This window comes from Bradyrhizobium sp. SEMIA, from assembly GCF_014844175.1.
Lineage (GTDB): Bacteria > Pseudomonadota > Alphaproteobacteria > Rhizobiales > Xanthobacteraceae > Bradyrhizobium > Bradyrhizobium arachidis.
Window position 1 is genome coordinate 947,655 of the sequence record NZ_CP046601.1, and the last position, 26,581, is coordinate 974,235.

The 26,581-nt window shown below is 65.2% G+C and carries 23 protein-coding genes and 3 pseudogenes; 20 read left to right on the forward strand and 6 right to left on the reverse strand.

From position 1 onward, the window contains the following. The first annotated feature begins 98 nt into the window (after positions 1-98). From FOM02_RS04480 to FOM02_RS04535, 12 genes and pseudogenes are all read left to right on the forward strand, one after another. Entirely contained in the window at positions 99-1,052 is a 954-nt protein-coding gene (locus FOM02_RS04480; protein ID WP_027562031.1) for an ABC transporter permease, read from the forward strand. Positions 1,053-1,056: 4 nt separating this feature from the next. Then, positions 1,057-1,959: an ABC transporter permease gene (locus FOM02_RS04485; protein WP_027562032.1), complete on the forward strand. Its 903-nt coding sequence runs from the start codon at positions 1,057-1,059 to the stop codon at positions 1,957-1,959. 2 nt (positions 1,960-1,961) lie between these two features. After that, positions 1,962-3,023, forward strand: coding sequence for an ABC transporter ATP-binding protein (locus tag FOM02_RS04490; RefSeq protein ID WP_027562033.1), 1,062 nt, complete (start codon positions 1,962-1,964; stop codon positions 3,021-3,023). Then, on the forward strand, positions 3,020-3,217 hold the full coding sequence (locus FOM02_RS04495) for a hypothetical protein (protein WP_027562034.1): 198 nt from the start codon (positions 3,020-3,022) through the stop codon (positions 3,215-3,217). The genes FOM02_RS04490 and FOM02_RS04495 overlap by 4 nt, the downstream gene beginning before the upstream one ends. After that, positions 3,214-4,628: pseudogene (locus FOM02_RS04500) on the forward strand (amidase). Before FOM02_RS04495 ends, FOM02_RS04500 begins: the two are co-directional and overlap by 4 nt. Beyond that, positions 4,625-5,593, forward strand: coding sequence for an ABC transporter ATP-binding protein (locus tag FOM02_RS04505; protein ID WP_265441461.1), 969 nt, complete (start codon positions 4,625-4,627; stop codon positions 5,591-5,593). Before FOM02_RS04500 ends, FOM02_RS04505 begins: the two are co-directional and overlap by 4 nt. Positions 5,594-6,078: 485 nt before the next feature. After that, complete coding sequence (locus tag FOM02_RS04510; RefSeq protein WP_027562037.1) at positions 6,079-6,348, forward strand: GlsB/YeaQ/YmgE family stress response membrane protein; 270 nt, start codon at positions 6,079-6,081, stop codon at positions 6,346-6,348. A gap of 249 nt (positions 6,349-6,597) precedes the next feature. After that, a pseudogene (locus FOM02_RS04515) lies at positions 6,598-8,342 on the forward strand (type I secretion system permease/ATPase). Further along, positions 8,339-9,673, forward strand: a complete 1,335-nt coding sequence (locus FOM02_RS04520) for an HlyD family type I secretion periplasmic adaptor subunit (protein ID WP_027562039.1) — start codon at positions 8,339-8,341, stop codon at positions 9,671-9,673. Before FOM02_RS04515 ends, FOM02_RS04520 begins: the two are co-directional and overlap by 4 nt. A gap of 212 nt (positions 9,674-9,885) precedes the next feature. Continuing rightward, a complete protein-coding gene (locus FOM02_RS04525; RefSeq protein WP_027562040.1) occupies positions 9,886-11,355 on the forward strand; it encodes an AMP nucleosidase in 1,470 nt (489 codons plus the stop codon). Between the two features lie 126 nt (positions 11,356-11,481). Further along, complete coding sequence (locus FOM02_RS04530) at positions 11,482-12,087, forward strand: tetratricopeptide repeat protein (protein ID WP_027562041.1); 606 nt, start codon at positions 11,482-11,484, stop codon at positions 12,085-12,087. 104 nt (positions 12,088-12,191) lie between these two features. After that, positions 12,192-12,467 (forward strand): DUF1488 family protein, encoded by a 276-nt coding sequence (locus FOM02_RS04535; RefSeq protein ID WP_027562042.1) that lies wholly within the window; start codon positions 12,192-12,194, stop codon positions 12,465-12,467. A 197-nt stretch (positions 12,468-12,664) separates the two neighbouring features. Here the strand turns inward: FOM02_RS04535 and FOM02_RS04540 are convergent, their stop codons facing one another. Beyond that, positions 12,665-13,147 carry a CinA family protein gene (locus FOM02_RS04540; RefSeq protein ID WP_027562043.1) on the reverse strand — a complete coding sequence of 161 codons (483 nt, stop codon included), beginning with the start codon at positions 13,145-13,147 and terminating at the stop codon, positions 12,665-12,667. Between the two features lie 142 nt (positions 13,148-13,289). On the opposite strand from FOM02_RS04540, the gene FOM02_RS04545 reads away from it, so the two are divergent. From FOM02_RS04545 to FOM02_RS04555, 3 genes are read left to right on the forward strand one after another with little or no spacing between them, the layout of a single operon-like run. Then, on the forward strand, positions 13,290-14,348 hold the full coding sequence (locus FOM02_RS04545; RefSeq protein ID WP_027562044.1) for an amidohydrolase family protein: 1,059 nt from the start codon (positions 13,290-13,292) through the stop codon (positions 14,346-14,348). Positions 14,349-14,373: 25 nt separating this feature from the next. Beyond that, complete coding sequence (locus tag FOM02_RS04550; protein WP_027562045.1) at positions 14,374-15,483, forward strand: amidohydrolase family protein; 1,110 nt, start codon at positions 14,374-14,376, stop codon at positions 15,481-15,483. Beyond that, entirely contained in the window at positions 15,483-15,896 is a 414-nt protein-coding gene (locus tag FOM02_RS04555) for a Rieske (2Fe-2S) protein (protein WP_027562046.1), read from the forward strand. Before FOM02_RS04550 ends, FOM02_RS04555 begins: the two co-directional genes overlap by 1 nt. Before the next feature lie 163 nt (positions 15,897-16,059). Here FOM02_RS04555 and FOM02_RS04560 read toward each other — a convergent pair whose 3' ends face one another. Both FOM02_RS04560 and FOM02_RS04565 read right to left on the reverse strand, forming a co-directional pair. Next, positions 16,060-17,385 (reverse strand): MFS transporter, encoded by a 1,326-nt coding sequence (locus FOM02_RS04560; protein WP_027562047.1) that lies wholly within the window; start codon positions 17,383-17,385, stop codon positions 16,060-16,062. A 144-nt stretch (positions 17,386-17,529) separates the two neighbouring features. Then, a complete protein-coding gene (locus FOM02_RS04565) occupies positions 17,530-18,426 on the reverse strand; it encodes a transcriptional regulator GcvA (RefSeq protein WP_027562048.1) in 897 nt (298 codons plus the stop codon). A gap of 110 nt (positions 18,427-18,536) precedes the next feature. Between FOM02_RS04565 and FOM02_RS04570 the strand changes: the two genes are divergently transcribed. Next, a complete protein-coding gene (locus FOM02_RS04570) occupies positions 18,537-18,740 on the forward strand; it encodes a DUF1127 domain-containing protein (protein WP_027562049.1) in 204 nt (67 codons plus the stop codon). A 78-nt stretch (positions 18,741-18,818) separates the two neighbouring features. After that, positions 18,819-19,442: a GNAT family N-acetyltransferase gene (locus FOM02_RS04575; protein ID WP_027562050.1), complete on the forward strand. Its 624-nt coding sequence runs from the start codon at positions 18,819-18,821 to the stop codon at positions 19,440-19,442. A 64-nt stretch (positions 19,443-19,506) separates the two neighbouring features. On the opposite strand, the gene FOM02_RS04580 is transcribed toward FOM02_RS04575, so the two are convergent. Beyond that, positions 19,507-20,337, reverse strand: a complete 831-nt coding sequence (locus FOM02_RS04580) for an oxidoreductase (RefSeq protein ID WP_027562051.1) — start codon at positions 20,335-20,337, stop codon at positions 19,507-19,509. Positions 20,338-20,456: 119 nt separating this feature from the next. On the opposite strand from FOM02_RS04580, the pseudogene FOM02_RS04585 reads away from it, so the two are divergent. Together FOM02_RS04585 and FOM02_RS04590 are read left to right on the forward strand one after the other, a co-directional pair. Continuing rightward, a pseudogene (locus tag FOM02_RS04585) lies at positions 20,457-21,346 on the forward strand (LysR family transcriptional regulator). 229 nt (positions 21,347-21,575) lie between these two features. Continuing rightward, positions 21,576-22,217: a glutathione S-transferase family protein gene (locus tag FOM02_RS04590; protein ID WP_092213509.1), complete on the forward strand. Its 642-nt coding sequence runs from the start codon at positions 21,576-21,578 to the stop codon at positions 22,215-22,217. Between the two features lie 8 nt (positions 22,218-22,225). Here FOM02_RS04590 and FOM02_RS04595 read toward each other — a convergent pair whose 3' ends face one another. Both FOM02_RS04595 and FOM02_RS04600 read right to left on the reverse strand, forming a co-directional pair. Then, positions 22,226-23,032, reverse strand: a complete 807-nt coding sequence (locus FOM02_RS04595) for a Crp/Fnr family transcriptional regulator (RefSeq protein ID WP_092213511.1) — start codon at positions 23,030-23,032, stop codon at positions 22,226-22,228. A 253-nt stretch (positions 23,033-23,285) separates the two neighbouring features. Continuing rightward, the gene (locus tag FOM02_RS04600; protein WP_265441462.1) at positions 23,286-24,386 is read right to left on the reverse strand and encodes a SecDF P1 head subdomain-containing protein; all 1,101 of its coding nucleotides are present in this window, start codon (positions 24,384-24,386) and stop codon (positions 23,286-23,288) included. Between the two features lie 248 nt (positions 24,387-24,634). On the opposite strand from FOM02_RS04600, the gene FOM02_RS04605 reads away from it, so the two are divergent. Continuing rightward, positions 24,635-26,542: an acyl-CoA synthetase gene (locus FOM02_RS04605; protein ID WP_027560219.1), complete on the forward strand. Its 1,908-nt coding sequence runs from the start codon at positions 24,635-24,637 to the stop codon at positions 26,540-26,542. The last annotated feature ends 39 nt before the right edge of the window (positions 26,543-26,581 follow it).

The window sequence follows — 26,581 nt, forward strand, 5'->3', positions numbered from 1 at the left end:
CCTCTCCATCGATGCAATAATCTCCGCGGACAGAACCCCTCATCCGGCGCTTGCGCGCCACCTTCTCCCGCAAGGGGAGAAGGAAGAAAGAACCAAACGTGCTCGCCTATACCGCCAGACGCATCGTCTATGTCATTCCGATCGTCATCAGCGTTGCGCTGGTGTGCTTTCTGCTCGTGCACATCACCCCGGGCGATCCGCTCGTCGCGGTGCTCCCTGCGGACGCCTCGCAGGAGCTCGCGGCGCAGCTCCGCGCCGCCTATGGCTTCGACCGGCCGCTGCCGGTGCAGTTCGGCCTGTGGTTGATGCGCGCCCTTCACGGCGATCTCGGCAATTCCATCGCCACCGGCCGTCCCGTGCTCGCCGAGGTCATGCGCGCGGTCGGCAACACCGTGACGCTGGCGATTGCCGCCGCCATCATCGGCTTCACCATGGGCATCCTGCTCGGCCTGATCGCCGGCTATTTCCGCGAGACCTGGATCGACAAGGTTGCCACCTCCTTTGCCATCGCCGGCGTCTCGGTGCCGCATTACTGGCTCGGCATGCTGCTCGTCATCATCTTCTCGGTGCAGCTCAACTGGCTGCCCGCGGTCGGCGCCGGACCCAACGGCTCCAACTCCTGGGCCTGGGACTGGGCGCATCTGCAATATCTCGTGCTCCCGGCGATCACGACCTCGGTGATCCCGATGGGCATCGTCACCCGCACCGTGCGTGCGCTCACAGGTGACATCCTTTCGCAGGATTTCGTCGAGGCGCTTCGCGCCAAAGGCCTGCATGAGCGCGGCGTGTTCCGCCACGTCATCAAGAACGCCGCGCCCACCGCGCTCGCGGTGATGGGGCTTCAGCTCGGTTACATGCTCGGCGGCTCGATCCTGATCGAGACCGTATTCTCCTGGCCGGGCTCGGGCTTCCTGCTCAACTCCGCGATCTTCCAGCGCGACCTGCCGTTGCTCCAGGGCACGATCCTGATCCTGGCGCTGTTCTTCGTCGTCCTCAATCTCCTGGTCGACATCGCGCAAGCCGCGATCGACCCGCGCATCAAGCGGGGCTAGCGAGATGAGCGAGGTTCCGTTGTCCGCCACCGCCGATGCCGCGCTGCAGGCCGCGCCCGCGACCAAGGCGCGCGGTTATTGGGCGACCGTCGGCCGCCGCATCATGCGCGACAAGGTCAGCATGGCCTGCGCGCTGGTGCTGCTGCTGATCTTCCTCTCCGCGATTCTCGCGCCATGGCTCGGCCTCGAAGACCCCTACAAGGGCTCGATGATCCGCCGCCTCCGCCACATCGGCACCGTTGGCTATCCGCTCGGCACCGACGAGCTCGGACGCGACATGCTGGCGCGGCTGATCTATGGCGGGCGGCTGTCGCTGGTGATCGGCATCCTGCCGGTGATCCTCGCGTTCTGCTTCGGCACCTCGCTCGGCATCATTGCCGGCTATGTCGGCGGCAAGCTCAACACCGCGATCATGCGCACGGTCGACGTGTTCTACGCTTTCCCCTCGGTGCTGCTGGCCATCGCGATCTCCGGCGCGCTGGGCGCCGGCATCCTCAACTCCATCGTCGCGCTCACCATCGTGTTCGTGCCGCAGATCACCCGCGTCGCCGAAAGCGTCACGACAGGCGTGCGCAACATGGATTTCGTCGAGGCCGCACGCGCCTCCGGCGCCGGCGCCTTCACCATCATGCGCGTGCACATCCTCGGCAACGTGCTCGGCGCGATCTTCGTCTATGCGACCAGTCTCATCTCTGTTTCGATGATCCTAGCGGCCGGTCTCTCCTTCCTCGGCCTCGGCACCAAGCCGCCGGAGCCGGAATGGGGCCTGATGCTGAACACGCTGCGCACCGCGATCTACGTCAACCCGTGGGTTGCGGCATTGCCGGGCGCGATGATCTTCGCGGTCTCGATCTGCTTCAACCTGCTCTCGGACGGCCTGCGCAGCGCCATGGACATCAGGAACTAGCCATGAGCGAGAGCAACACATCCGTCGAAATGCTCGAGCCGGTCGAAGACCGTGGCGGCGTCGCGCAGCCGCTGCTTCAGGTCAACGGCCTGACCAAGCATTTCCCCGTGCGCGGCGGGCTGTTTGCAGCAAAGCGCACCGTGCGCGCCGTCGACAACGTCTCGTTCGCCGTCGCCAAGGGCGAGACCGTCGGCATCGTCGGCGAGTCCGGTTGCGGCAAGTCAACCACCGCGCGGCTGTTGATGCATCTGATGCCGCGCGATACCGGCGACATCATCTATGACGGCATGACCGTCGGCCAATCGCTGAGCCTGCGCGAACTGCGCCGCGGTATGCAGATGGTGTTCCAGGATTCCTATGCCTCGCTCAATCCGCGTCTCACCATCGAGGAATCCATCGCGTTCGGCCCCAAGGTGCACGGCATGGCCGACGGCGCGGCGCGAACCCTGGCGCGCGAGCTGCTTGGCAAGGTCGGCTTGCGCCCCGAAAACTTCGCCAACCGCTATCCCCACGAGATCTCGGGCGGCCAGCGCCAGCGGGTCAACATCGCCCGTGCGCTGGCGCTGTCGCCGCGGCTGGTGATCCTGGATGAGGCCGTCTCCGCTCTCGACAAGTCCGTCGAGGCGCAGGTGCTCAATCTGCTCGCCGATCTCAAGCGCGAGTTCGGCCTGACCTATCTCTTCATCAGCCACGACCTCAACGTCGTCCGCTACATCTCCGACCGCGTGCTGGTGATGTATCTCGGCGAGGTCGTCGAGCTCGGCCCGGTCGATCAGGTCTGGGATAGTCCCGCGCATCCCTACACGCGCGCGCTGCTTGCCGCGATGCCCTCTTCAGACCCGGACCGTCGCACCGAAAAGCCACCGATCACGGGCGATCCGCCCAATCCGATCGATCCGCCTTCGGGCTGCCGCTTTCACACCCGTTGTCCGTTTGCGGAGCCGCTCTGCGCAAATGCGACACCAAAGCTCACCGCGCTGGATAGAATGGGCCACGAGGCCGCGTGCTACATGGCGATACCGGGTTCAGGCCATAGCCGCGCGCCCGCAGAGGAAACAGCATGACAAGACCGACACCGAAAGAGATCAAGCCGATCGCGCAGATTGCGGGCATCCCCGTAGATGACGAGATCGCAACGCGGATCTCCAATTCCATCGGGCCTGCCTTCGAGGGCTTTGAGACCATCGCCGGCACGTTGCCGTTCGACCTCGAGCCCGCGCTCTATCCGATCGCGCAGACGCAGAAGGTGTCGAAATGAGCACCGAGCCTGCCTTGATGACGCTCACCGAGGTCGCGCGAGCGATCGCGATGAAGCAGGTGTCCTCGCATGAGGTGACGCGCGCGCTGTTGCATCGCATCGCGCAGTGGCAGCCGCATCTCAACGCCTTCATGTCGGTTGAAGCGGAATCCGCATTGAAGGCGGCCGAGGCCGCCGACGCAGAGCTTGCCAAGGGCAATGTCCGCGGTTCGCTGCACGGCGTGCCGCTCGCGCACAAGGACATGTATTACGACGCCGGCCATGTCGCGACCTGCGGCTCACTGATCCGCCGCGACTTCGTTCCGACTGTCACCTCCACCGCCTTGCAGCGGCTGAAGGATGCGGGGCAGGTCCGCCTCGGCACGCTGCACCTTGCCGAGTTCGCCTATGGCCCGACCGGCCACAACGCCCATTACGGCCCGGTGCGCAATCCCTGGAACGTCGCGCATATCACCGGCGGCTCCTCCTCCGGCTCAGGCTCGGCGGTCGCGGCACGCCTGACCTATGCGGCGCTCGGCTCCGACACCGGCGGCTCGATCCGCATGCCCGCGCATTTCTGCGGCGTTACCGGCCTCAAGACCACCGTCGGCCGCGTCAGCCGCGCCGGCGCGATGCCGCTGTCGCAATCGCTCGACACCGTCGGCCCGCTTGCCCGCACTGCGGAAGATTGCGCGCTGCTGCTGGCGCTGATGGCCGGCGCGGACCCCGCGGATTCCACCTGCAGCCACGAGCCGCAGTCGGACTATGTCGGCGCAACCAAGGGCTCGCTGAAGGGCCTCAAGATCGGTGTGCCCGCATCGTTCTATGTCGACGATCTCGACAGCGAGGTCGCGCGTGTGCTGGACGAGACCATTGCGGTGCTCAAGCGCGAGGGCGCCGACATCGTCAAGGTCGAGCTGCCGGATCAGCGGCAATTGTCGGCGGCGAGCCAGCTCGTGCTCGCGGCGGAAGCGGCGGCTTTCCACAAGCGATGGATGATCGAGCGCCCGCAGGACTACGGCACGCAGGTCCTGATGCGGCTTCAGAACGGGCTCGCCGTTCCCGCCATCACCTATCTCGAAGCGATGCGCTGGCGCGGTCCGGCGCTGGCCGCGCACAACGCGGCGACATCGGGCGTCGATGCGATCATCGCACCGGCTTCCCCGATCCCGGCGCCGACGATCGAGGAGAGCGATGTCGGCGGCGGCCCCAATGCGCCGGCGCTGTTGCAGCGCCTGACGCTGTTCACCCGTCCGGTGAACTTCCTGGGCCTGCCGTCGCTCACCGTGCCTTCGGGCTTCGCCAAAAGCGGTCTTCCGATCGGCATGCAGCTGATCGGCCGCTCCTTCGATGAAGCGACCCTGCTCACCATGGCGCCGCGTTCCAGCGCGTCACCGACTATCACGATCGATTGCCGAAACTGCCGTCATGACAAACCTCGTCGAGATCTCGGGCCTCAACATCCGCTTCACCGGCGAGCGCACGGTCTATGCCGTGAACGATCTCAATCTCTCGCTTGGCAACAGTGAGGTGCTGGGCCTGCTCGGCGAATCCGGTTCGGGCAAGAGCGTGACCCTGCGCGCCTTGATGCGGCTATTGCCGAAGAAGCGCACGCAGATCACTGGCACGGTGAACGTCATGGGGCGCGACGTGCTTGCCATGAATGACGAGCAGCTGTCGTCGTTCCGTGGCCAGACCGTCTCGATGATCTTCCAGGAGCCGGCACTGGCGCTCGATCCGGTCTACACCATCGGCGCTCAGATCGCCGAAAGCGTCGTGCGCCATGAAGGCAAGAGCTTTGCAGAGGGGCGCGCGCGTGCGCTCGAAATGCTCGAGGTCGTCCGCATTCCCTCGGCAAAACGCCGGCTCGACGCCTATCCGCACGAGATGTCCGGCGGCATGCGCCAGCGCGCCATGATCGCGCTCGCGCTCGCCTGCCGGCCCAAGATCTTGCTCGCGGACGAGCCGACCACGGCGCTCGATGCCACCGTGCAGATCCAGATATTGTTGCTCTTGCGCGAACTGCAGCGCGAGTTCGGCATGTCCGTGATCTTCGTCACCCACGATATCGGCGTCGCCATCGAGATCTGCGACCGCGTCGCGGTGATGTATGCCGGCCAGATCGTGGAGCAGGGGACTCTGCGCGACATCGTCCGCAGCCCGGTGCACCCCTATGCCAAGGGCCTGCTCGCCTCCACCATCCACGGCGCCAGGCGAGGGCAGCGGCTCGAAACCATCCCCGGCACCCCGCCGTCACTGGCGGAAAAACCCCACAACTGCTCCTTCGCCCCCCGCTGCAAGCTCGCCGAGCCGCGCTGCCTGGAGCGGCTGCCTGCGAATGTCGAGGTCGCCGGCCGGGCGGCGCGGTGCGTGCTGGCGGAGGCGGTCGCGACGTAATTCGTTTGTTGTCCAGCCGAAGTCCATCCCCGCCCCACGCTGCGCTCCCTCCCCCCCTTGCGGGGGAGGGCGGGGGAGAGGGGTAGCCCAGCAAAAGGCATTCGTTGTCGGCGGTGAGCGGAGCGGCGCCACGGAGAGAGTCCCCGTGTGGCCACCCCTCTCCCTGCCCCTCCACCGCAAGGGGGGAGGGAATGAGAGACAAGTGCGTCCCTCACTTCGCAAATGTGCGGGAAAACGGGACGGGAAAGTGAGTGCGCCGCGCCCCTCACTGTCGAACCGCGCGCTTCCTCTAAATTCCTCCACGACAACACGCAGTTGTCACACTCCACCCGGCACCGACCGCCAGCGCAGCTCCTACTGTGCATGGGGTTGTTTTCGACACTTTTTGTTTTCGCAGCCGCAACCGGGCGTGGGGAACAGCATTCACACCCCATTCATCCCGGTTCCCGTTCCATGCGGGCCGTTCACGGAGAGGGACTTAACTGATGCACATTTCCAACGAAGGCCTGCTTGTCATCCTGTTGGTCGGCCTGGTGGCCGGCTGGCTCGCCGGCAAGGTGGTGCGCGGAACCGGGTTCGGCATCATCGGCGACATCGTGGTCGGCATCGCCGGCGCGCTGGTGGCGAGCTTCCTGTTTCCCAAGCTCGGCATTCGTCTCGGGACGGGCCTCGTGTCAGAGATCGTCTATTCCGCCATCGGCGCGGTGATCCTGCTGCTGGTGGTCCGTCTGGTGCGCGGCGGCGGTAGGTTCTAGCCGCCCCCTGTTCGGAACCTTCCGCCTCTCTCCGCACTGGGGAGAGGCGGAAACGTCTGCTATAAAAAGCCGCAAAGCCTGTGAAATACCGGACTTGCGCGCGGGCCCATCAGGGGTAGATGTGGCCCATCGGGGTCCTGGATTTATTCGACTGCGCTCAACAGGGAGAAGACGATGTTAATCCCGGTCGAGTACGCCTGAACCTGTGAAATCAGGGGCTTTGCCCCTTACCCGAAAGAGATCAGATTGATGGCAGCCGTACCTGGCGTCCGCCGTTCAGAGCTCGGTGACGCCTTGCGCGCGTGTCGCACGGCGTTCGTCGGCGTCGGCTTGATGAGCTGCATGATCAACCTGCTCTATCTGACCGGGTCGATCTTCATGCTGGAGGTCTATGACCGGGTGCTGCCGAGCCGCAGCATCCCGACCCTGGTCGGCCTGATCATCCTCGCCAGCTTCCTCTACATGGCGCAGGGCGTGCTCGACATGATCCGCAACCGCATCCTCGGGCGGGTCGGCACCGCGCTGGACGACGCCCTCAACAAGCGCGTGTTCGACACCATCGTGCGCCTGCCGCTGCTGGTCGGCAGCCGCAACGAGGGCCTGCAGCCGCTGCGCGACCTAGACAATGTCCGCTCCTTCCTCGGCAGCATGGGCCCGAGCGCATTCTTCGATCTGCCCTGGCTGCCGCTCTACCTCGCCATCTGCTTCGCCTTCCATGTCATGATCGGCGTCACCGCCCTGGTAGGTGCCATCATCCTGGTCGGGTTGACGCTGGTCACCGAATTCCTGTCCCGCCAGCCGGCGAAGGAGGCGATGGGCCTTGCCGCGCAGCGCAATGATCTCGCCGCCGCCAGCCGCCGCAACGCCGAAGTCATGGTGTCGATGGGCATGGCTGGCCGCATGAACGCGCGCTGGAGCGAGGCCAACGAAAAATATCTCGCCGGCAATCAGCGCGCGAGCGACGTCGCCGGCGGCCTCGGCGCGGTCGCCAAGGTGCTGCGCATGATGCTGCAATCGGCCGTGCTCGCGGTCGGCGCCTATCTCGTCATCCACCAGGAGGCGACCGCCGGCATCATCATCGCCGGCTCGATCCTGTCCGCCCGCGCGTTGGCGCCGGTCGATCTTGCCATTGCGCACTGGAAATCCTTCGTCGCGGCGCGCCAGAGCTGGCAGCGCCTCACGCGCCTCCTGGAGCAGATGCCGGCGCAGGCGATGCCGACCCAGCTGCAGGCGCCCACCAGCCGCCTGTCCGTCGAAGGCGTCGCCATGGTGCCGCCAGGCGACCAGCGCCTGATCGTGCAGGACGTCACCTTCGCACTCCAGGCCGGCAACGGCCTCGGCGTGATCGGGCCGAGCGGCTCCGGCAAATCCTCGCTGATCCGCGCGCTGGTCGGCGTCTGGCAGCCGGTGCGCGGCAAGGTGCGGCTCGACGGCGCAGCGCTTGACCAATGGTCGTCCGACGCGCTCGGCCGCCACATCGGCTATCTGCCGCAGGACGTCGAGCTGTTCGGCGGCACCATCGCGCAGAACATCTGCCGCTTCGATCCCGAGGCGACGTCCGACGCCATCATCGCCGCGGCCAAGGAGGCCGGCGTGCACGAGATGATCATCAAGATGCGCGAGGGCTACAACACCCAGGTCGGCGAGCAGGGCACTGCGCTCTCTGCTGGCCAGGCGCAGCGCGTGGCGCTGGCGCGCGCGCTCTACGGCAATCCGTTCCTGGTCGTGCTCGATGAGCCCAACTCCAACCTCGACACCGAAGGCGACGAGGCACTGACCCGCGCCATCCGCTCCGCGCGTGAGCGCGGCGCCATCGTCATCGTGGTGGCGCACCGCCCGATCGGCGTCGAGGCGGTCGACCAGATTCTGGTGCTGCGCGACGGCCGCATGCAGGCCTTCGGCCCGAAGGAGCAGGTGCTTGCGCAGGTGCTCCAGCCGCGGGCGTGCCGACGGCACCGATCAAGGTCGTCAGCGAAGGCGGAGCCAAGGCATGAGCACGATGGCCATTGGCGGGCCAAAGCCCGCTGCGACGAAGACCGTGCGGCAGTCGATCAGATTCCACCTGATCCTCGGGCTCAGCATCGTGCTGGTGCTCGTCCTCGGCCTCGGCGGCTGGGCATCCACCGTGCTGATCTCGGGCGCGCTGATCGCGCCCGGTCAGATCGTGGTCGAATCCAACGTCAAGAAGGTGCAGCACCCGACCGGCGGCGTGGTCGGCGAGTTGCGCGCCCGCGACGGCGACGTGGTCAAGGCCGGCGACATCGTGGTGCGGCTCGATGACACCGTGACCAAGGCGAACCTTGCCATCGTCACCAAGAATCTCGACGCCGCACAGGCACGCACGGCGCGACTGCAGGCCGAGCAGCGCGGCATCGACAAGATCGAGTTCCCGCAATCGTTGCTCGATCGCGCCGACGATCCCGACGTCAAGGCGCTGCTCTCCGCCGAGACCAAGCTGTTCGACGTCCGCGTCAACGGTCGCGCCGGCCAGAAGGCGCAGCTCCGCGAGCGCGTCCTGCAGCTCAACGAGGAGATCGAGGGCCTCCAGGCGCAGGAGAAAGCCAAGGACAAGGAAATCGTCCTGGTGCAGCAGGAGCTCACCGGCGTGCGCGATCTCTACGAGAAGCGCCTGGTGCAGATCTCGCGCCTGACCACGCTCGAGCGCGACAGCGCCCGCCTCAACGGCGAGCGCGCGCAATACATCGCTTCGCGGGCGCAGGCCAAGGGCAAGATCACCGAGACCGAGCTTCAGATCATCCAGGTCGACAAGGACATGGTGAGTGAGGTCTCCAAGGATTTGCGCGAGACCAACGACAAGATCGGCGAATTGATCGAGCGTAAGGTCGCCGCCGAGGACCAGCTCCGCCGCGTCGACATCCGCGCGCCGCAGGACGGCATGGTGCTGCAATCGACAGTGCATACCGTCGGCGGCGTCGTCACCGCAGGCGACACCCTGATGCTGATCGTGCCGCAGGCCGACGATCTCCAGGTCGAGGCCAAGGTCAATCCGGTCGACATCGACAAGCTCCAGATCGGCCAAAAGACGCTGCTGCGCCTGTCCGCCTTCAACCAGCGCACCACGCCCGAGCTCAACGGCGTCGTCAGCCGCGTCTCGCCCGACGTCACCACCGACCAGCGCACCGGCCAGAGCTACTACACCATCCGAGTCTCGATGCCGGCCGAAGAGGTCGCCCGCCTCGGCGACGTCAAGCTGATCCCCGGCATGCCCGTCGAAGCCTTCGTCCAGACCGGCGACCGCACCATGCTGTCCTACCTGATGAAGCCGCTGCACGACCAGCTGATGCGGGCCTTCCGCGAGAAGTGACGCGCGACAGCGCGTCATCCCGGAGCGCGCTTGGCGCGCATCCGGGATCTCGGGCGGCACCCACGGTCCCGTGGGCAAAGGCGCAACGCGCCGTGCCCACCACCTTTCACGTTTCGATAGAAAGACGTGGGCACGCTTCGCTTTGCCCACCCTACGGCACCGCCTTCTTTGCTATAGTTCGACTCAAGCGCAAATAGCCCGGCGGTCGACCAATGCAATCTCCCCCCTCCATCGCCGCAAAATCCTTCACCGACGCCAGCCTCGCCGTCGCCCGGCTCGAGGAGATCTACGAGCGCAACACAAAATTCCTGCGCGACCGGTTCGAGGCTTACGTCAATGGCGAAGCCGTCACGACACGGGTGCGGGCCTATTATCCCTTCGTCCGCGTCACCACCGCGACGCATGCGCGGCTGGATTCGCGTCTCGCTTACGGCTTCGTCGCCGGACCCGGCGTGCACGAGACCAGCGTGACGCGGCCGGACCTGTTTCGCGCGTACCTGATCGAGCAGATCGGCCTTCTGATCCAAAACCACGGCGTGCCCGTCGAGATCGGCGAATCCGCCGAGCCGATCCCGATCCATTTCGCCTATCGCCGCGACATCAATATTGAAGCCGCCATTACCACCAGCGAGAATTCCACCGTCACGCGATCGCTGCGCGATGCGTTCGACGTGCCCGATCTCGCCACTATGGACGATTCCATCGCTGACGGCACCTTCGAGCTCCAGCCTGGTGCGCCCGAGCCGCTGTCGCTGTTCCGCGCGGCGCGCGTCGATTACTCGCTGCGCCGGCTCTATCACTACACCGGCACCGATCCCGAGCATTTCCAGAACTTTGTCATTTTCACCAACTACCAGTTCTATGTCGATGCCTTCGCGCAGCTCTGCCAGCAGCGGCTTCAGTCGGGTGAGGCTGGCCTCGACTCCTTCGTCGCGCCCGGCAATGTGATCATGCAGAATGGCGGCGCGACCAGCGGGACGGCGCCCGTGCGCGCGCCGCAGATGCCTGCCTTCCATCTTGTCACGCCGGGCTATCGCGGCATCAGTCTGATCAACATCGGCACCGGCCCGTCCAACGCGCGCAACGTCACCGACCATGTCGCGGTGCTGCGGCCGCACGCCTGGCTGATGCTCGGCCATTGCGCGGGCCTGCGCAACACGCAGCGTCTCGGTGACTACGTGCTCGCGCATGGTTATGTGCGTGAGGACCATGTGCTCGACCGCGAGCTGCCGCTCTGGGTGCCGATCCCGGCGCTGGCCGAGATGCAGGTCGCACTCGAACAAGCCGTCGAGGATGTCACCGGGCTTGAGGGGTTCGAGCTCAAGCGCTTGATGCGCACCGGCACAGTAGCGAGTGTCGATAACCGCAATTGGGAGATCTCCGGGCCCGCCGTGATCCGCCGTATGTCGCAATCGCGCGCGGTGGCGCTCGACATGGAATCGGCCGCGATCGCTGCCAACGGCTATCGCTTCCGCGTTCCCTACGGCACGCTGCTCTGCGTCTCCGACAAGCCGCTGCATGGCGAGATCAAGCTCGCCGGCATGGCCAGCGAATTCTACCGCCGTCGCGTCGGCCAGCATCTCGAGATCGGCCTGAAGGCGCTGGAGCGGCTGAAGCAGCAGGAATCCGAGCGGCTGCACTCGCGAAAACTCCGCAGCTTCGCCGAAGTCGCGTTCCAGTAAAGGACAACAGACCTGCCGTACGAACGCTGACGTCTCCGTGAGCACAGCGTCCTGGAATATCGCCGCCACGACAGGGTTATCACTTCGTCCGGGGCCGCTCGAAACAGGACAGGAGAGGAGACCGAGATGCTCACGACCATGATCAGGCTCGTCGCGCTGGGTACGTTTGCGGCAGCCGTGTTGAACGCGCCGGCGCTGGCCGCCGGCGGGGGCGGGGGTGGTGGAGGCGGCGGTGGCACCGATCCCTATGCCGGCGCCTATTCGGCTCAGAAACCGCAACCGACCTATCCGAAGCGCCCGGGCAGCAGGGCGACGCAGAAGGGCAAGAAGCCGAACAACCAGTCCAGCATCGGCGATCCCGCATTCGCGGCCGGCTATCGCGTCGCCTATGACACGATCTACGAGCGCAACGACTATGCCGCCGCGATCGCGCAATTGAAGTCGCTCGGCCATGACGACCATCCGAACGTCGCCAACCTCATCGGCTACTCCTATCGCAAGCTCGGCGATTACGAGCAGTCGCAGGTCTGGTACCAGCGCGCGCTCAAGGCTGATCCGAACCACGTGCTGACCTGGCAGTATTATGGACTCTGGCAGCTCGAGCAGGGCAATCGCGAGCAGGCGATGTATCATCTGAGCCGGATTGCCGCCATTTGCGGGACGGTTTGCGAGGAGTACAAATCCCTGGCTGCGGCGCTGGAGAAGCCGACCGGCACGGCACTCGTGTACTGAACGCGCGGAGTGGGTTGGCTGCGAAGCGCAACCCGCTCCAGGCATGGTGACAAGTCGTCAAAATTTCAGCATTGTCCGGCGCGGGGCGCGACCGGGACGACTTGATGCCACTGATGCGCGACAAAATCATCGGCCATGATCTCGAACGGCTGGCCTTTCGCTTCACGATGATGCGTGATGACGAGGTCGTGCAGTGCCAGATCTCTGATGCCGCAATGGACGAGCTCGCGGGCATGCAAGGCACCGAAAGCAGCGCGCGCCAGGCGCAGTTCCTGTCGCTGCGCGAGACCATCGAGCGCATCGCCTCGGACATTTATGACGAGGCGCCGCGGGTGCAGGGCTATGTGGTGCGGATTTTCATGCGGCATTTGGGGAGGTGATGTCACCGCGAGCAAAAATGCCTCTCCGTCATCCTGAGGTGCGAGACACGTGGCGCAACGCGCCGCGTGGAGAGCCTCGAAGGATGAACGGCCGAGATGCAGCGGGGCCGTCGTCCTTCGAGGCTCTCCTTGCGATGCAAGGGGAGCACCTCAGGATGACGGTACGTGGAGCGTGATTTGCTGCCAGCACAGCAGCCTCACTCCTCCAGCTTCCTCAACAACAACCTCAGCGCCGTCGCCGCGAACACCTGCATGTTGGCGAACCGGTCGTTGCCACCTGTCTCCAGCGTCATCACCTCAGCCGTGGGCCCTGCGACCGCCATGCAGCTGTGGCCGGCGGCATCGCCGTAGCGGTTGCCGGTGGGGCCGGCTGCGCCGGTCTCGGAGAGGCCCCAGTCGGAATTGAAGCGGCTGCGCATCCGTTCGGCGAGCAGTTTCGCGTAAGGCTCCGATGAGGAACGAAAGCCCTTCATTCCTTCGTCCGAAATATCCATCAGCACGCGCCTGGCATCGCGGGTATAGACCACGGCGCCACCGAGGAAATAGGCGGAGGCGCCGGGCACCGCGAGCAGGCTGGCCGCGATCAGGCCGCCGGCGGAGGATTCGGCGACAGCAATGGTCTGTTTGCGCGCGATCAGTTTGGCCGCGACCTGTTCCGCAATGCCGACGAGCTCTTTCATCCCTTTGACCCCTTATGCCTTCGCAATTGAGCCCAGCCTTCCTAGCATATGACAGAAGCCTTGGCCGAGTTGCGGGCGACGGGCAGGCCTGCTTGAATGGTGGACAGAGCAAGACAAGACGAGGAAACGCGAAGGAGACGTCATGACGTCCCTGATCGCCGGCGGGGTGGATTGTGATGTGCATCCAGCCGTGCCGCATCTGACCAGCCTACTGCCGTACCTGAGCGACTATTGGCGCGATCAGGTGACGACGCGCGGCATGGTCGATCTCGTCTCGCAATCCTACCCAAAGAACTCGCCGATCGTGGCGCGCCCTGACTGGCGTCCCGAGACTGGCAAGCCGGGCGAAAGCCTCGAGGACATGCAGCGCCATGTGCTCGATCCCTTCCAGCTCAAGCTTGCCATCTGCAATCCGCTTTACGGCGTGCAGATGGTGTTTTCCGAGGACATGCAGGCCGCCTTCTGCCGCGCGCTGAACGACTGGCTCGTCAAGGAGTGGCTCGATCGCGATTCGCGGCTGCGCGGCTCGATCGTGATCCCGACGCAGAGCGTCGAGAAATCAGTCGCCGAGATCGAGCGCTGCGCGCCCGATAAGCGCTTCGTACAGGTGCTGATGCTCGTGATGGGCGACACCCCGCTCGGCAAGCGCGCGCTGTGGCCGATCTACGAGGCCGCGGAACGGCTGGAGCTTGCCGTCGGCATCCATGCCGGTTCCGCCTATCACAATCCGCCGACTTCGGTCGGCTGGGGTTCCTATCACATCGAGGATTATGTCGGTCAGGCCCAGGCGTTCCAGACCCAGCTCACCAGCCTGATCGTCGAGGGCGTGTTCGCAAAGTATCCGCGGCTGAAAATGGTGATGCTGGAATCCGGCGTCTCCTGGATCGCGCCTTATCTCTGGCGCCTGCACAAGTTCTGGCGCGGGGTGCGGATGGAGACGCCCTGGGTCGATCGCGCGCCGCTGGAGATTGTGCGCAGCAACATCCGCTTCTCTTTACAGCCTTTTGATGCGCCGCCGGAGCCTGAGACATTAATTCGCCTGTTTGATCATATGCAGTCCGGCGAATTGGTCCTATTCTCCACGGACTATCCGCACTGGCAGTTCGACGGCCAGGACGCGCTGCCCGAGGGTCTGTCCCCCGATCTCGTGCGCAAGATCATGATCGACAATCCACATGCAACCTATCCCCGCCTGACGTGAGCCCGCTGCCAAAGGAGGCAAGGCGATGAATATCCAGTTCCGCGAGAACCAAGAAGCCGCTTCCCCCCTGACGACGAAAGCCGCGATCGCGGATTGCGACATCCATCCGGCCCGCGCCACCCGCACCGAGCTTTACCCGTATCTCGCCAAACGCTGGCAGCATCATCTCGAAATCTATGGCGTCCATGCCTATCAGGGCATGATGGAAGGCCCGCCCTATCCGAAAGCCCAGCCCAACGCCTCGCGCCGCGATGCCTATCCGCCGGAAGGCGGGCCGCAGGGCTCCTCGCTCTCCTTCATGCAGGAGCAATTGCTCGATCCCAACAATGTGCAGCTGGGCGTGCTCAATCCGCTCAACACCGGGCAGGGCATCCGCAATCACGAGCTTTCGGCCGCGCTGTGCTCGGCGATCAACGACTGGCAGATCGACAAATGGACCAGCAAGGACAAGCGACTGAAGGCGTCGATCGTCGTCGGCAATGAGGACGGCCTGTCGGCCGCCGCGGAAATCCGCGAGCGTGCCGGCGACAAGAATTTCGTGCAGGTTCTCTTACTCAGTCGCAACGTCGAGCCGCTCGGCCAGCGCCGCTATTGGCCGATCTACCAGGCCGCGGAAGAGGCCGGCCTTCCTGTCGGCGTGCACGCCTTCGGCTTCGGCGGCAACCCGATCACGCCGTCGGGCTGGCCGTCCTATTACATCGAGGAGATGGTGGGGCACTCGCAGTGCCAGCAATCGGCGCTGGCGAGCCTCGTGCTGGAAGGCGTGTTCGAACGCTTCCCCAAGCTGAAGATGGTGATGATCGAGGCCGGCTTCGGCTGGGCGCCGTCGCTGGCGTGGCGGCTCGACAAGGCCTGGCAGCGGCTGCGCAGTGAGGTGCCGCATGTGAAGCGGCCGCCGTCCGAATATATCCGCGAGCAGGTGTGGTGGACGACGCAGCCGATGGAGGATCCGGAGCGGCGCGAGGATCTGTTCGATGTCATCAAATGGATCGGTTGGGACCGGCTCTTGTTCGCGACTGACTATCCGCATTGGGATTATGACGAGCCGTCGCGCGTCTTGCCGGCGGGCGTGAGCGAAGCCAACCGCGAGGCGTTCTATCTCGGCAATGCCAAGAAGTTGTACGGGATTAATTGATGGCGCGGCATGTGATCGCCGCGGTCGATGAGCTTCCGCCCGGCACACGAAAATTTCTGGAGATCGACGGCCGGCCGATCGCGGTCTTCAACATCAAGGGCGAATATTTCGGCCTGATGAACCGGTGCCCGCATCAGGGCGCGGCGCTGTGCGAGGGTCCGCTGATCGGCCTCGCGCAGTCGAGCAATCCCGGCGAGATCGAATATACCAAGCTCGGCGAGATCATCCGCTGCCCCTGGCACGGCTGGGAGTTCGATATCCGCACCGGCCAGTCCTATTGCGACCCCCGCCGCTTCCGCGTGAAAGCGTATCCGACCCATGTCGAGCCCGGCGCGAGCGTGGTGAAGGGGCCGTATGTCGCCGAGACGATTCCGGTGAAGGTCGAGAGCGACTACGTGGTGGTGGAGCTGTAAGCGGCACCGACGGTGCGCCCCCTCGCCCCGTTCTACGGGGAGAGGGTTGGGGGGAGGGGCTTCCCTCCACACGTGCGGTCGTCGAGAGACCTGTACCCCCTCACCCGGATCGCAAGAGCGATCCGACCTCTCCCCGCAAGCGGGGAGAGGTGAAGACAGACCATCAATGCCCCGCAACCGGCTCCACCACCGGATCATATGTCGGCACCGTCTTGCCGCCGCCGCGATAGACGATCAGCGCGGCGATGATGCCGAGCACAGCCGCGAACATCAGCCAGGCGCCCGGCGCGGCCTTGTTGCCGGTCTGCTCGATCAGCCAGGTCGAGGCGAACGGTGTGAAGGTGCCAAACAGCGCGGCGGCGAGCGCGAAGGCCAGCGAGAAGCAGGTGGTGCGCACATGCGCCGGCACGATCTCGACCAGCGCGCCGAGCATGGTGCCGCTGTACATGCCGAAATAGAACGAGAACATCATCTCGACCGCGAGCAACTTGCCGAAGGTCGGCGCGGCCACCAGCCAGCTCAGCGCCGGATAGGCGGTGAGGAGCGAGAGGCTCGCGATGGCGAGCAGCACTGGCTTGCGGCCGATGCGGTCGGACAATGCGCCGCCGACCGGATTCCAGATGAAGTTGGTGACGGCGACGAGCAGCGTCACCAGCAGCGCATCCTGCGTCGACAGCTTCAGCACGGTCTTGCCGAAGGTCGGCGTGTAGACGGTGACGAAATAGAACGTCGTCGTGGTCAGGATCGCGATCATCATGCCGAGGATGACGATGCGCCAATTGGCGAGCGCGGAGGCGAACACCTCGCTCGCGGTCGGGTGCTTCTTCATCGCGAGGAACGCCGGCGTCTCTTCCAGCGTCCGCCGCAGGAAGAAGATCAAGGGAATGATCAGGCAGCCGACGAAGAAGGGAATGCGCCAGCCCCAGGACGCGACGGTATCGGCCGGCATCAGCTCGGAGAGGATGTAGCCGAGGATCGAGGCGACGAAGATCGCGACCTGCTGGCTCGACGACTGGAACGAAGTGTAGAAGCCGCGATTGCCTGGGGTCGAGATCTCCGCGAGATACACCGACACGCCGCCGAGCTCGACGCCGGCGGAAAAGCCCTGCAATAGGCGACCGATCAGCACGATGACAGGTGCCGCGATGCCGATGGTCGCATAGCTCGGGCAGAACGCGATCACGACGGTGCCGATGGCCATGATGCCGAGCGTGACGATCAGGCCCTGACGGCGGCCGATGCGGTCGATGTAGGCCCCCAGCACGATGGCGCCGACGGGCCGCATCAAGGCGCCGAGCCAGAACACGCCAAATGTGTTGAGCAGCGAGGCGGTCTCGTTGGTCGAGGGGAAGAACGCCTTGCCGATCGCAGCGGCATAGAAGCCGAACAGGAAGAAGTCGAACTGCTCGAGGAAATTGCCGCTAGTGGCGCGCAGGATCGCGCCGATGCGCGACTTGATTGCGGGCGGGTTGGTTGCTGGTCCAGCCATGGCGTTGCTCCCCTTCAAGACGGTGGCCGGACCGGAACTCATTTCACGGCAAGGCGACAGATTGATGCTGCGACAATCTGTCTTACCCCTTCCCGCGCGGGGCGCTGCGAGTCAATTGAATTTGCCGCGGAAGCCGATGATTTTTCAGGCCTTATTTTGCGTTGCAGCGACCAGCCATTGGCGAAAGGCGGCGAGCTTCGGTGCCTCGCGCCGGCCCAGCGGCGAGACCAGGTAGAAGCCGGCATCGGCCGGCAGCGCAATCCTGAACGGCACCACGAGCCGACCCTTGGCAATGTCATCCTGGACGTAGCTGGTTCGCCCCATCGCCACGCCCATGCCGTCGATCGCCGCCTGCACGGTCATGAAGGTCATGTCGAAGGTGAGGCCGGGCTGCTGCGAAATGTTGGTCGGCAGGCCTGCCGCCGTCAGCCATAGCCGCCAGTCGTCGGTGTTGTTGGTGGTGTGGAGCAGCACATGGTCCTTGAGATCCTCAACCACGTGCAGCGCCCGGTCGCCGCGCAGCAGTGATGGGCTGCACACCGGAAACAGCTCGTCCGCCATCAGCCAGTCCGCGCGCAGGCCCGGCCATTGGCCGCGGCCATAGCGGATCGCGGCATCGACATTGTCGCGCTGGAAGTCGACGAGGCTCGTCGATGTCGTGATCCGGACGTCGATGCCAGGGTGCTGCTCCTGGAAATCGGTCAGCCGCGGCAGCAACCATTTGGCGGCGAGCGAGGCCAGCGTCGAGACCGTCAGCACCTTGTCGTCGTCCTTGCGCAGCAGGCGGTCGGTGGCGAGGCGCAGGTCGTTGAAGGCGGCGCGGACGCCCGGCAGGTAGTCGCGGGCCTCCGGCGTCAGCGCCAGCGCGCGGTTCTGCCGGATGAACAGGCGGATGCCGAGCTCCTCCTCGAGCCTGCGGATCTGATGGCTGATCGCGGTCTGGGTCACGTTCAGCTCCGACGCCGCCAGCGTGAAGCTGAGATGGCGCGCGGCGGCCTCGAAGGCCCGCAATCCGTTCAGCGAGGGCAATCTGGCAGTCATCTGGCAGCAGGATGCATGACGTTATTTCATGCGAAAAGGTACAAATTGTCGTTTGTCGCAGCGCACCGGGAGGCAGATATTAGCGGTCAAGTTAGCTCAAGGAGCTGAACATGTCCACGTTGACCCACAATTCGATGACAAATCATCATGCACCCGGCCTGATCCAGCAGATCGGCGAGACGCTGCACGTCTGGCACGAGCGCTACCGGACCCGGCGCGAGCTTACCAACTGGACCGCCCGCGACCTTCACGATGTCGGGCTGTCGTGGTCCGATATTGCCTACGAGGCTGAGAAACCCTTCTGGCGGGCCTGATTGGCCGCCGGGCCGGCGCCGCCTGATCAGGGGCGCCGGCGGTCCCTTTCGCCTTTGGTCCCTTTGGGGGCATGTGTCATGAGCACCCTTCGCCTGGAAGACCTGAAGCAATATTCGGACACGCTGCGCACGCGCAACGGCGAGGTGGTCAACGTTCGCTTCGTTGAGCCGCGCGACACCGAGGAGCTTCAGCACTATTTCCGTTCGCTCACGACCCGCTCCCGCTACAACCGCTTCTTCGGCGCGATCAGCGAATTGCCGAAGGGCTTGCTGAGCGAATTCCTCGACGTTGGAGCGCGCGAACGATTCACCGTGGTCGCGACCAAGATGGTCGACGGTTTCGAGACCATTGTCGCCGAGGCCCGCTACGCCTTCCATACCGAGACCTCGACGCTCGAGTTCGGCCTGTCGGTGGACGATCGGTGGCAGGGCCACGGCATCGCCACCGCATTGATGAAGAATCTCGAATGCCGTGCTGCCGCACTCGGGGCCGAGCGCATGTTCGGCGACACGCTGCGCTCCAACGAGAGCATGATCGCGCTCGCGCGCAAATCCGGCTTCGCCTTCGTCAACCATCCCGACGACTGGAAGCTGGTGCGCTTCGACAAGGAGATCAACGTCGCGCCGAAGGACATTCCCTGCGCGAGCTGGCGCCTCGCCGCCCTTTCCCGTCAGGCCGATAGCCCCTCAGCCTCGGCCTGACACCACTCCGAGCCCGGCCTGGCCAAGCCAGCGCCGGGCATTTTTTTGTCCTTACGCAGCGCCGTCATTCGGTGAAATCGGTCGAGGTCGCGACCGAGCGCCATCCCGCCAGCTCCCGCGCCACGAAAGTGTTCTTGGCCTCGATCCGCTCCACGGTGTCGCTGCCGAGCGGCAGCCGCAGCGGCGGGTTCTTCGCATCGACCAGCTTCAGGAAGGCCTGCGCCAGCTTGCGCGGGTCGCCGCGCTGGCCGCCATTGACGTCGGCCGCATGCGCGCGGGTCCTGCCGACGCTCTCGTGATAATCGTCGATCACCTGCGCGGTGCGCGACAGCGAGCTGTCGTGGAGGAAGTCGGTGCGGAAGAAGCCCGGCTCGACCACGGTGACCTTGATGCCGAGCGGTGCGACTTCGCCCGCCAGCGCTTCGCTGATGCCTTCGACCGCGAACTTGGTCGCGCCATAGACGCCCCAGCCGGGATAGCCGGCGTAGCCGCCGACCGACGAGATGTTGATGACGTGGCCCGAGCGCTGGCGGCGCATATGCGGCAGCACCGCGCGGGTGACGCCGAGCAGGCCGAACACGTTCGTGCCGAACAGCTTTTGCGTTTCCGCGTCGCTGGCTTCCTCGATCGCGCCGAGCAGGCCGTAGCCGGCATTGTTGACGAGGATGTCGATGCGGCCGAACTTCTTCACGGCCTGGCCGGCGGCCTCATGCGCCTCGGCCTCGCTGGTGACGTCGAGCCGGGTCGCGAGCAGCCGCTCGTGGCTGCCGAGCCGGGCGGTGACGGTCGACGGATCGCGGGCGGTCGCGACCACGGCATCGCCGGCCTTCAAGGCTGCTTCTGCGATCAACGCGCCAAATCCGCGGGATGCTCCTGTGATGAACCAGACGCGCATGGTGTTGCCCTTTCCATTTGGGCCCGGCGATTGCCGAAGCCGATGGGCAAGGTGTAGCGGCTCGCCATAGCTGAGATAATCCGCTATATATTTGGTAATCTGTTGAGAAAAATTCATTAATGCGGATCGACCCGTCCGACCTCGCGACCTTCCTCGCCATCGCCCGCCACCGCAGTTTTCGCGCGGCGGCGACCGAGCTCGGCGTCACGCCATCGGCGCTGTCGCACGGCTTGCGCAATATCGAGGAGCGCCTCGGCCTGCGGCTGGTCAACCGCACCACCCGCAGCGTCGCGCTCACTGAGGCCGGCGAGCGCCTGTTCGCCCGCATCACGCCGGCCTTCCGCGATATCGACGACGCGCTGGAAGACCTCAACAATTTCCGCGGCAAGCCCGCCGGGACGCTGCGCTTTACCGCCGCGCGCCAGTCGGCGCAGCTCGTGCTGCTGCCGATCGTGACGCGCTTCCTGAATGAATTCCCCGACGTCAGCGTCGAGATCGTCATCAACGATGCCCTGATCGACATGGTCGCGGCCGGCTTCGATGCGGCGTGCGTTTTGGTGAGACCATTGCCGCCGACATGATCCCGGTGCCGATCGGCCCGCGGCACCGTTTTGCGGTTGTCGGCGCGCCCGCCTTCTTCAAATCGCGCAAGGCGCCAAGCACGCCGCACGACCTGAAGGGCCTGCCCTGTATCCGCTACCGCTTCACGTCAGGTGCCCTCTATCACTGGGAGTTCGAGCGCGGCGGCATCGAGCTCGCCATCGACGTGACCGGCCCGCTCACGATGAACGACCAGGACCTGATGGTCGATGCCGCGCTCGATGGCATCGGCCTCGCCTACGTCTTCGAGCAGCAGGTCGAAGGGCTGCTGGCCAAGCGCAAGCTGGTGCGCGTGCTCGCCGACTGGTGCCCGGCCTATCCCGGCTTCTTCCTGTACTACCCCAGCCGTCGCCAATTGCCGGCCGCGCTACGGGCTTTCGTGGATTTTGCGCGGGTGCCCGCGAAGTAGCCCGGATGTCACGACTTGCAATCCCGTCATCCTGAGGTGCGAGACGCGCGACGCAGCGCGGCGCGCGGAGAGCCTCGAAGGATGAACGGCCCGGCTGCTCGTGACACGTCACTCGCAGCCACAGCCGGGCCGTCGCCCTTCGAGGGCCGCTGAAGAAGCGGCCACCTCAGGGTGACGGTGATGCTATGATGTCGCGTCACGACTGATCCAACAGTCTCAGGAAGACCCCATGCTCACCGTCCATCATCTCGGCAAGTCGCAGTCCGAGCGCATCGTGTGGCTCTGCGAGGAGCTCGAACTTGCCTACGAGCTGAAGCGCTACACCCGCGATTCCGTCACCATGCTCGCGCCACCTGATTACAAGGCGCTGCACCCGATCGGAGCGGCGCCGGTCATTCATGATGGCGATCTCGTGCTCGCCGAATCCGGCGCCATCGTCGATTACATCATGGCCAAGCATGGCAACGGCCGTCTCGCGCTCCGCCCTGACGATCCCGACTTCGCGCAGTTCCTGTACTGGTTTCACTTCGCCAACGGCACGCTGCAGGCCGGCATGGGCCGGCTGATGATGCTGAACCGGCTCAAGCTTGCCGACGACAATCCGATGCTGGCCGCGACCAGGGCGCGGGTCGATCGCGCGTTCGATCTGGTCGATGCGCGCGTGCGCGATGCCGAATATCTGGCGGGCAAGGCCTTCACCGCCGCCGACATCATGATCGGCTTCTCGCTCACCACGATGCGCTACTTCCAGCCTTATGATCTCCAGCGCTGCCCGAACGTGGTCAAATATCTCGGCCGGGTCAGTGCGAGGCCGGCCTACCGGCGCGCGATGGAGAAGGGCGATCCGGGCATGGCGCTGCTCCTGAGCTGAGCGGCGGGTCAGGCGATCCTGTTGGTGGTGGTCGCCCGCGCGCTGGCCAGCTGCTTCTGCAAGCGATCGATGTTCTGCAGCAGGCGCTGGCTGGTCAGCACCAGGAAATAGTAGCCGAACTGCGGGTCCTGGAAATAGATCTCGAGCAGGCGGTCATAGGTGATCGTCAGCACCTGGCCGTCCTCGATGCATTCGATCGTTCCGGTGCGGCGGTTGTCCGGCGTGAGGAAGCCGAGCTCGCCCATCAGCGCGCCTGGCCCGATCTCGACGCTAATCTCCTTGACCAGGAACTTGCCGGTGACGGTGAGGAGCATCTCCTTGGCCGGATCGCCCAGCTTGAACAGCGTGTCGCCGCGGCGATATTTGCGCTCGGTCATGAACGGCTTCAGCCACTCGATCGACATGTCGCCTTCGGCGGCATGACGCGCTTTCTTGACCAGCTTGAGCATCTGCCGCAGGCGCAGGGCGTTGATCGGAAGCAGCAGCAGATACAGCAGGAACGTCGAGACGTTGGCGGAGAGCGCACCGAAAATGGCAAAGAACGCGCAGCCGATCATGTTGGCGACTCGCAGGGGCACCATCGTCCGCATCAAGAGGGTGGCGACGAAGAAGCCGGCGCCGACCGCGGCAAACAGATTGGCGAGCGTGATGTTGTGGACGAAGATCTCCAGCAGCCGGTTGAAGATCGCGTCGTAGGTGACGTTGTTGGGATCGAGGCCCATCTGGACCAGGATCTTCGCGATCCTGAGGTTATCCGTCGCCGCGTCGAGGATGCGGTCGAGGATCGACGAAATGTCTGCGCTGCCGGACGGCATGGTACTAACCCCGCGTAAGGCCTTCAGTCCTGGTCGGTATTCGCGACAGCTATAGCCGAAATCGAATGACGACCGCTTGAAATGAAGCCTTCGGTCGCCCTGCCGCAAGAGGCAAATTTTAGCCTGATCGGGCGTTTCGGCAATTGCCCTTGGTTGGGCGTATTTGAAGTGCCCGTGATTCGGGAGCCGGAACGGGCGCCGGCGTGGTCGATCCTGGGCGCCTCGGCGAGGCGGGCGCGAGGCGATCTTGGCGTTACGGCTTGGCGGCGGGCTGCACGACCTGCTGCCCGACCAGGGCAAGGTGCCCCGGCAGCGCGCCGGCGCGCAGCAGCATGGCGACGCTGCTCGCTTCCTCCAGCGTGAAATTGCCGGAGATCTGGCCCGAGCCGCCGGTGATGGGCTCGCGGATCACGGGGGCGGAGATCACCTTGCCGTCGAGCACGATGGCGAAGGGCTTTCCGATGTTCTCCTCGGTGACGTGTGCGAAGCGGCGCGTGCCGCGGCCGTTGAAGCGGAACGAGGCGATCGGGTCCTTCGTGCCGCTGGCAAATCCCGGGCCGGCATAGCTGATGTCGTCGCCGTCAATCGCGCTGTCCTTGGCAACCAGATAGGGGCGCTTGTCCTTGAAACCGAGCAGGACTTCCGTGCCCGCCGGCGGCGTGCCCGATTGCGCCTGCTCTGCCGACATCGAGATGTCGACCATGCGGAAGCTGACCTTGACCTTCGTCGCGAAGATCGCGGTCACGTGCTCCGGTTCCATCATTCCCGGGATGAAGATGCGGATGCTGCGGTCGGTCCCGTCGGGCTGGACGCTCGCGAGCGTGATGTCGGCGTCCTTGAGGCGCTGCTCGATCATGGCGACGGAATCCTCGACCAGCTCGCGCAGCCGTGCGGCGGAGGCGGCATCGGTCGGCGCGAGCCTGATCAGCCCGTCGCCGGCGTCGGTCACGGCGAGTGCATGCGACGGCAATCCTTCCGCGGCTGCGGCGAGCTTGCGCTTCAGCTCGTCGCGGCCCTTGGCATCGGCAATCTTCGCCTCGACCCCGCCATCGCGGATCGCGAGGCCGGAGAACGCGATCTTGCCCTCGCGCAGGATCTTGTAGACGTCGTCGCGCAAGTCCGTGACCACGCTCTCGCGCAGGCCGTCGGTGTCGACCTTGTAGACGATGCGCGAGCCGCCGAGCTTCTGCATCTTGTCGCCGACGAACGCGGCGATCCTGGTGCGCATCTTGTCGAACTGGCTGTCCTCGGCGAGCGCCGCGCGGGGCAGGGCGATCGCCGACGCCGTGATCATCGATGTCATGGCGAGCGCAGCGAACAGCCGGGCGATGCGGTCCCGCAGGGGCGTGGTCATGATCACCTCGAGTCTTGCGGCAGGACGCTGACAGACGAATCCAATGCTTGTTCTTGGTGCCCCGATCGGCAGCGAAGGTTCAAACGCCGTGAACCCGAGTGCTACGACCGTAGCCGCTAAGCCATGGACGAACGCCAAATCATCCATCATTCTGTCCGCGCTCGACCGGCCATCGGTCGAGGCTCCGCCTGAACCAAACGTCAAAAGACAGCGGGCGGGGACATGCATCTGAGGGAGGACGGAATTCCATGGCGGGCATCCACGCGCTCGATCGATTCATCGGCGACGACTACCCCGACTTTTTCACGGACGCAGAGGTTCGGGCTTTCGAGCAGGTCCCTTATGCCGATCGCGTCGCCGCCGCGAGCACCTATGATGCCGTCAGGCTCGGCGCGGCGCTCAATCCCGACGGTGCGGCGATCCAGTTCCTGCAAAATGCCGATCCGGCCGATACGCCGGTGGTGGTCACGTATCGCGATCTGATCGCACGCGTGACCCAGGCGGCCAACATGTTTCACGCGCTCGGCGTCGAAAAAGACGACGTCGTCAGCTTCATGCTGCCGCTGGTGCCCGATGCCTTCGTGACGCTGCTCGGTGCCGAGGCGGCCGGCATCGCCAATCCCGTCAATCCGCTGCTCGAGCCGCATCAGATCGCGGAAATCCTGGAAGCTGCGAACACCAAAGTCCTCGTGGCGCTCGGGCCGATGCCGGGCACCGACATCTGGCAGAAGGTCGAGCAGATCCGCCCGCAGCTCAAGCACCTCAAGGCGATCGTGCAGGTGTTCGGCGGCGGCGATCCCGACAAGGGCATCTTTGCGTTCAACGATCTGATCAAGCAGCAGCCCTCCGACCGGCTTGTCAGCGGGCGCAAGATTTCGGGCACCGACATCGCCGCCTATTTCCACACCGGCGGCACCACCGGCACGCCGAAGCTGGTGCGGCACACTCACGCCAACCAGGTCTATCAGGCCTGGGCGCTTAATCTTCTGCTGAAGGGGAAGCCCGGCGCCAATCTGCTGTTCGGCATGCCGCTGTTTCACGTCGGAGGATCGTTGACGCAGGTGCTGCTGATGCTGTCGAGCGGCGGCTCGCTGGTCGTGCTGTCGCCGAGCGGCTGGCGCAATCCGAATTCGGTCAAGAACATCTGGGGGCTGGTCGAGCGCTATAGGCCGGAGGCGCTGTCGAGCGTGCCGACGGTGCTCGCGGCAGCGCTCGGGGTGCCACCTGGCAATGCCGACATCTCCAGCCTGAAATATGCCGCCGGCGGCGGCTCCGCGATCCCCGTCGCGGTGGGCTCTGCGATCCAGGACAAGCTCAAGCTGCCGGTTGTCGAGGTCTACGGCATGACCGAGACCTCGAGCGTGCACACGCTCGCTTATCCGTCACGGCCGATCCGGCTCGGCTCGGTCGGCCTTCCCATGCCTTACGCGCGCGTGCGCATCGTGCAGCTGGATGCTGACGGCCACCTGATCCGCGACTGCAAGCCCGACGAGATCGGCGTCGTCATCATGGCCGGGCCCGGCGTGTTCGGCGGCTATCTCAACGACGAGCACAACAAGGGCGCCTTCGTCGACGAGGTCTGGGTCAATTCGGGCGATCTCGGGCGGCTCGATGCCGACGGCTATCTCTGGATCACCGGCCGCGCCAAGGATCTCGTGATCCGCGGCGGGCATAACATCGATCCGGCGCCGATCGAGGAGATCATGTTCCGCCATCCCGCCGTCGGCTTCGCCGCGGTGGTCGGACAGCCCGACGCCTATGCCGGCGAGCTTCCGGTGGGTTATGTGCAGCTGAAGCCGGGCGCGAGCGTCGAGCCGGGTGAGCTCGAGACTTGGGTGCGCGAGCGCACGCCTGAGCGTGCTGCCGTTCCGGTGCAGGTCATCCCGATCGATCCGATGCCGGTCACCGGCGTCGGCAAGGTGTTCAAGCCGCAGCTGCGCTGGGACGCGGCGCAACGCGTGTTCACCAAGGTGCTGACGCCGCTCACCGAGCGCGGCATCGACTGCAAGGTGAAGGTCGGCGCGCACGGCAGCCACGGCTCGATCGCGACCGTGACGCTCGCCGGGCTGCCGGCCGGCCAGCGCGAAATCGTCGCCGGCGAGGTGCACACGCTGCTCGCCCCATTCGTGATGCGGCACGAGGTGGTGCATACCTAGGTGAGGGCGCGCGCGGCGAGGCTTGCGCGCCTCGCCGCA

Coding starts and splice junctions, on each gene's coding strand:
- FOM02_RS04525 (WP_027562040.1), top strand. CDS start 9,886: ATGCAATCTCCCCCCTCCATCGCCGCAAAATCCTTCACCGACGCCAGC.
- FOM02_RS04595 (WP_092213511.1), bottom strand. CDS start 23,032: ATGCCGTCCGGCAGCGCAGACATTTCGTCGATCCTCGACCGCATCCTC.
- FOM02_RS04505 (WP_265441461.1), top strand. CDS start 4,625: ATGACAAACCTCGTCGAGATCTCGGGCCTCAACATCCGCTTCACCGGC.
- FOM02_RS04545 (WP_027562044.1), top strand. CDS start 13,290: ATGACGTCCCTGATCGCCGGCGGGGTGGATTGTGATGTGCATCCAGCC.
- FOM02_RS04565 (WP_027562048.1), bottom strand. CDS start 18,426: ATGACTGCCAGATTGCCCTCGCTGAACGGATTGCGGGCCTTCGAGGCC.
- FOM02_RS04520 (WP_027562039.1), top strand. CDS start 8,339: ATGAGCACGATGGCCATTGGCGGGCCAAAGCCCGCTGCGACGAAGACC.
- FOM02_RS04550 (WP_027562045.1), top strand. CDS start 14,374: ATGAATATCCAGTTCCGCGAGAACCAAGAAGCCGCTTCCCCCCTGACG.
- FOM02_RS04540 (WP_027562043.1), bottom strand. CDS start 13,147: ATGAAAGAGCTCGTCGGCATTGCGGAACAGGTCGCGGCCAAACTGATC.
- FOM02_RS04510 (WP_027562037.1), top strand. CDS start 6,079: ATGCACATTTCCAACGAAGGCCTGCTTGTCATCCTGTTGGTCGGCCTG.
- FOM02_RS04570 (WP_027562049.1), top strand. CDS start 18,537: ATGTCCACGTTGACCCACAATTCGATGACAAATCATCATGCACCCGGC.
- FOM02_RS04555 (WP_027562046.1), top strand. CDS start 15,483: ATGGCGCGGCATGTGATCGCCGCGGTCGATGAGCTTCCGCCCGGCACA.
- FOM02_RS04580 (WP_027562051.1), bottom strand. CDS start 20,337: ATGCGCGTCTGGTTCATCACAGGAGCATCCCGCGGATTTGGCGCGTTG.
- FOM02_RS04605 (WP_027560219.1), top strand. CDS start 24,635: ATGGCGGGCATCCACGCGCTCGATCGATTCATCGGCGACGACTACCCC.
- FOM02_RS04590 (WP_092213509.1), top strand. CDS start 21,576: ATGCTCACCGTCCATCATCTCGGCAAGTCGCAGTCCGAGCGCATCGTG.
- FOM02_RS04490 (WP_027562033.1), top strand. CDS start 1,962: ATGAGCGAGAGCAACACATCCGTCGAAATGCTCGAGCCGGTCGAAGAC.
- FOM02_RS04600 (WP_265441462.1), bottom strand. CDS start 24,386: ATGACCACGCCCCTGCGGGACCGCATCGCCCGGCTGTTCGCTGCGCTC.
- FOM02_RS04560 (WP_027562047.1), bottom strand. CDS start 17,385: ATGGCTGGACCAGCAACCAACCCGCCCGCAATCAAGTCGCGCATCGGC.
- FOM02_RS04495 (WP_027562034.1), top strand. CDS start 3,020: ATGACAAGACCGACACCGAAAGAGATCAAGCCGATCGCGCAGATTGCG.
- FOM02_RS04530 (WP_027562041.1), top strand. CDS start 11,482: ATGCTCACGACCATGATCAGGCTCGTCGCGCTGGGTACGTTTGCGGCA.
- FOM02_RS04575 (WP_027562050.1), top strand. CDS start 18,819: ATGAGCACCCTTCGCCTGGAAGACCTGAAGCAATATTCGGACACGCTG.
- FOM02_RS04535 (WP_027562042.1), top strand. CDS start 12,192: ATGCCACTGATGCGCGACAAAATCATCGGCCATGATCTCGAACGGCTG.
- FOM02_RS04485 (WP_027562032.1), top strand. CDS start 1,057: ATGAGCGAGGTTCCGTTGTCCGCCACCGCCGATGCCGCGCTGCAGGCC.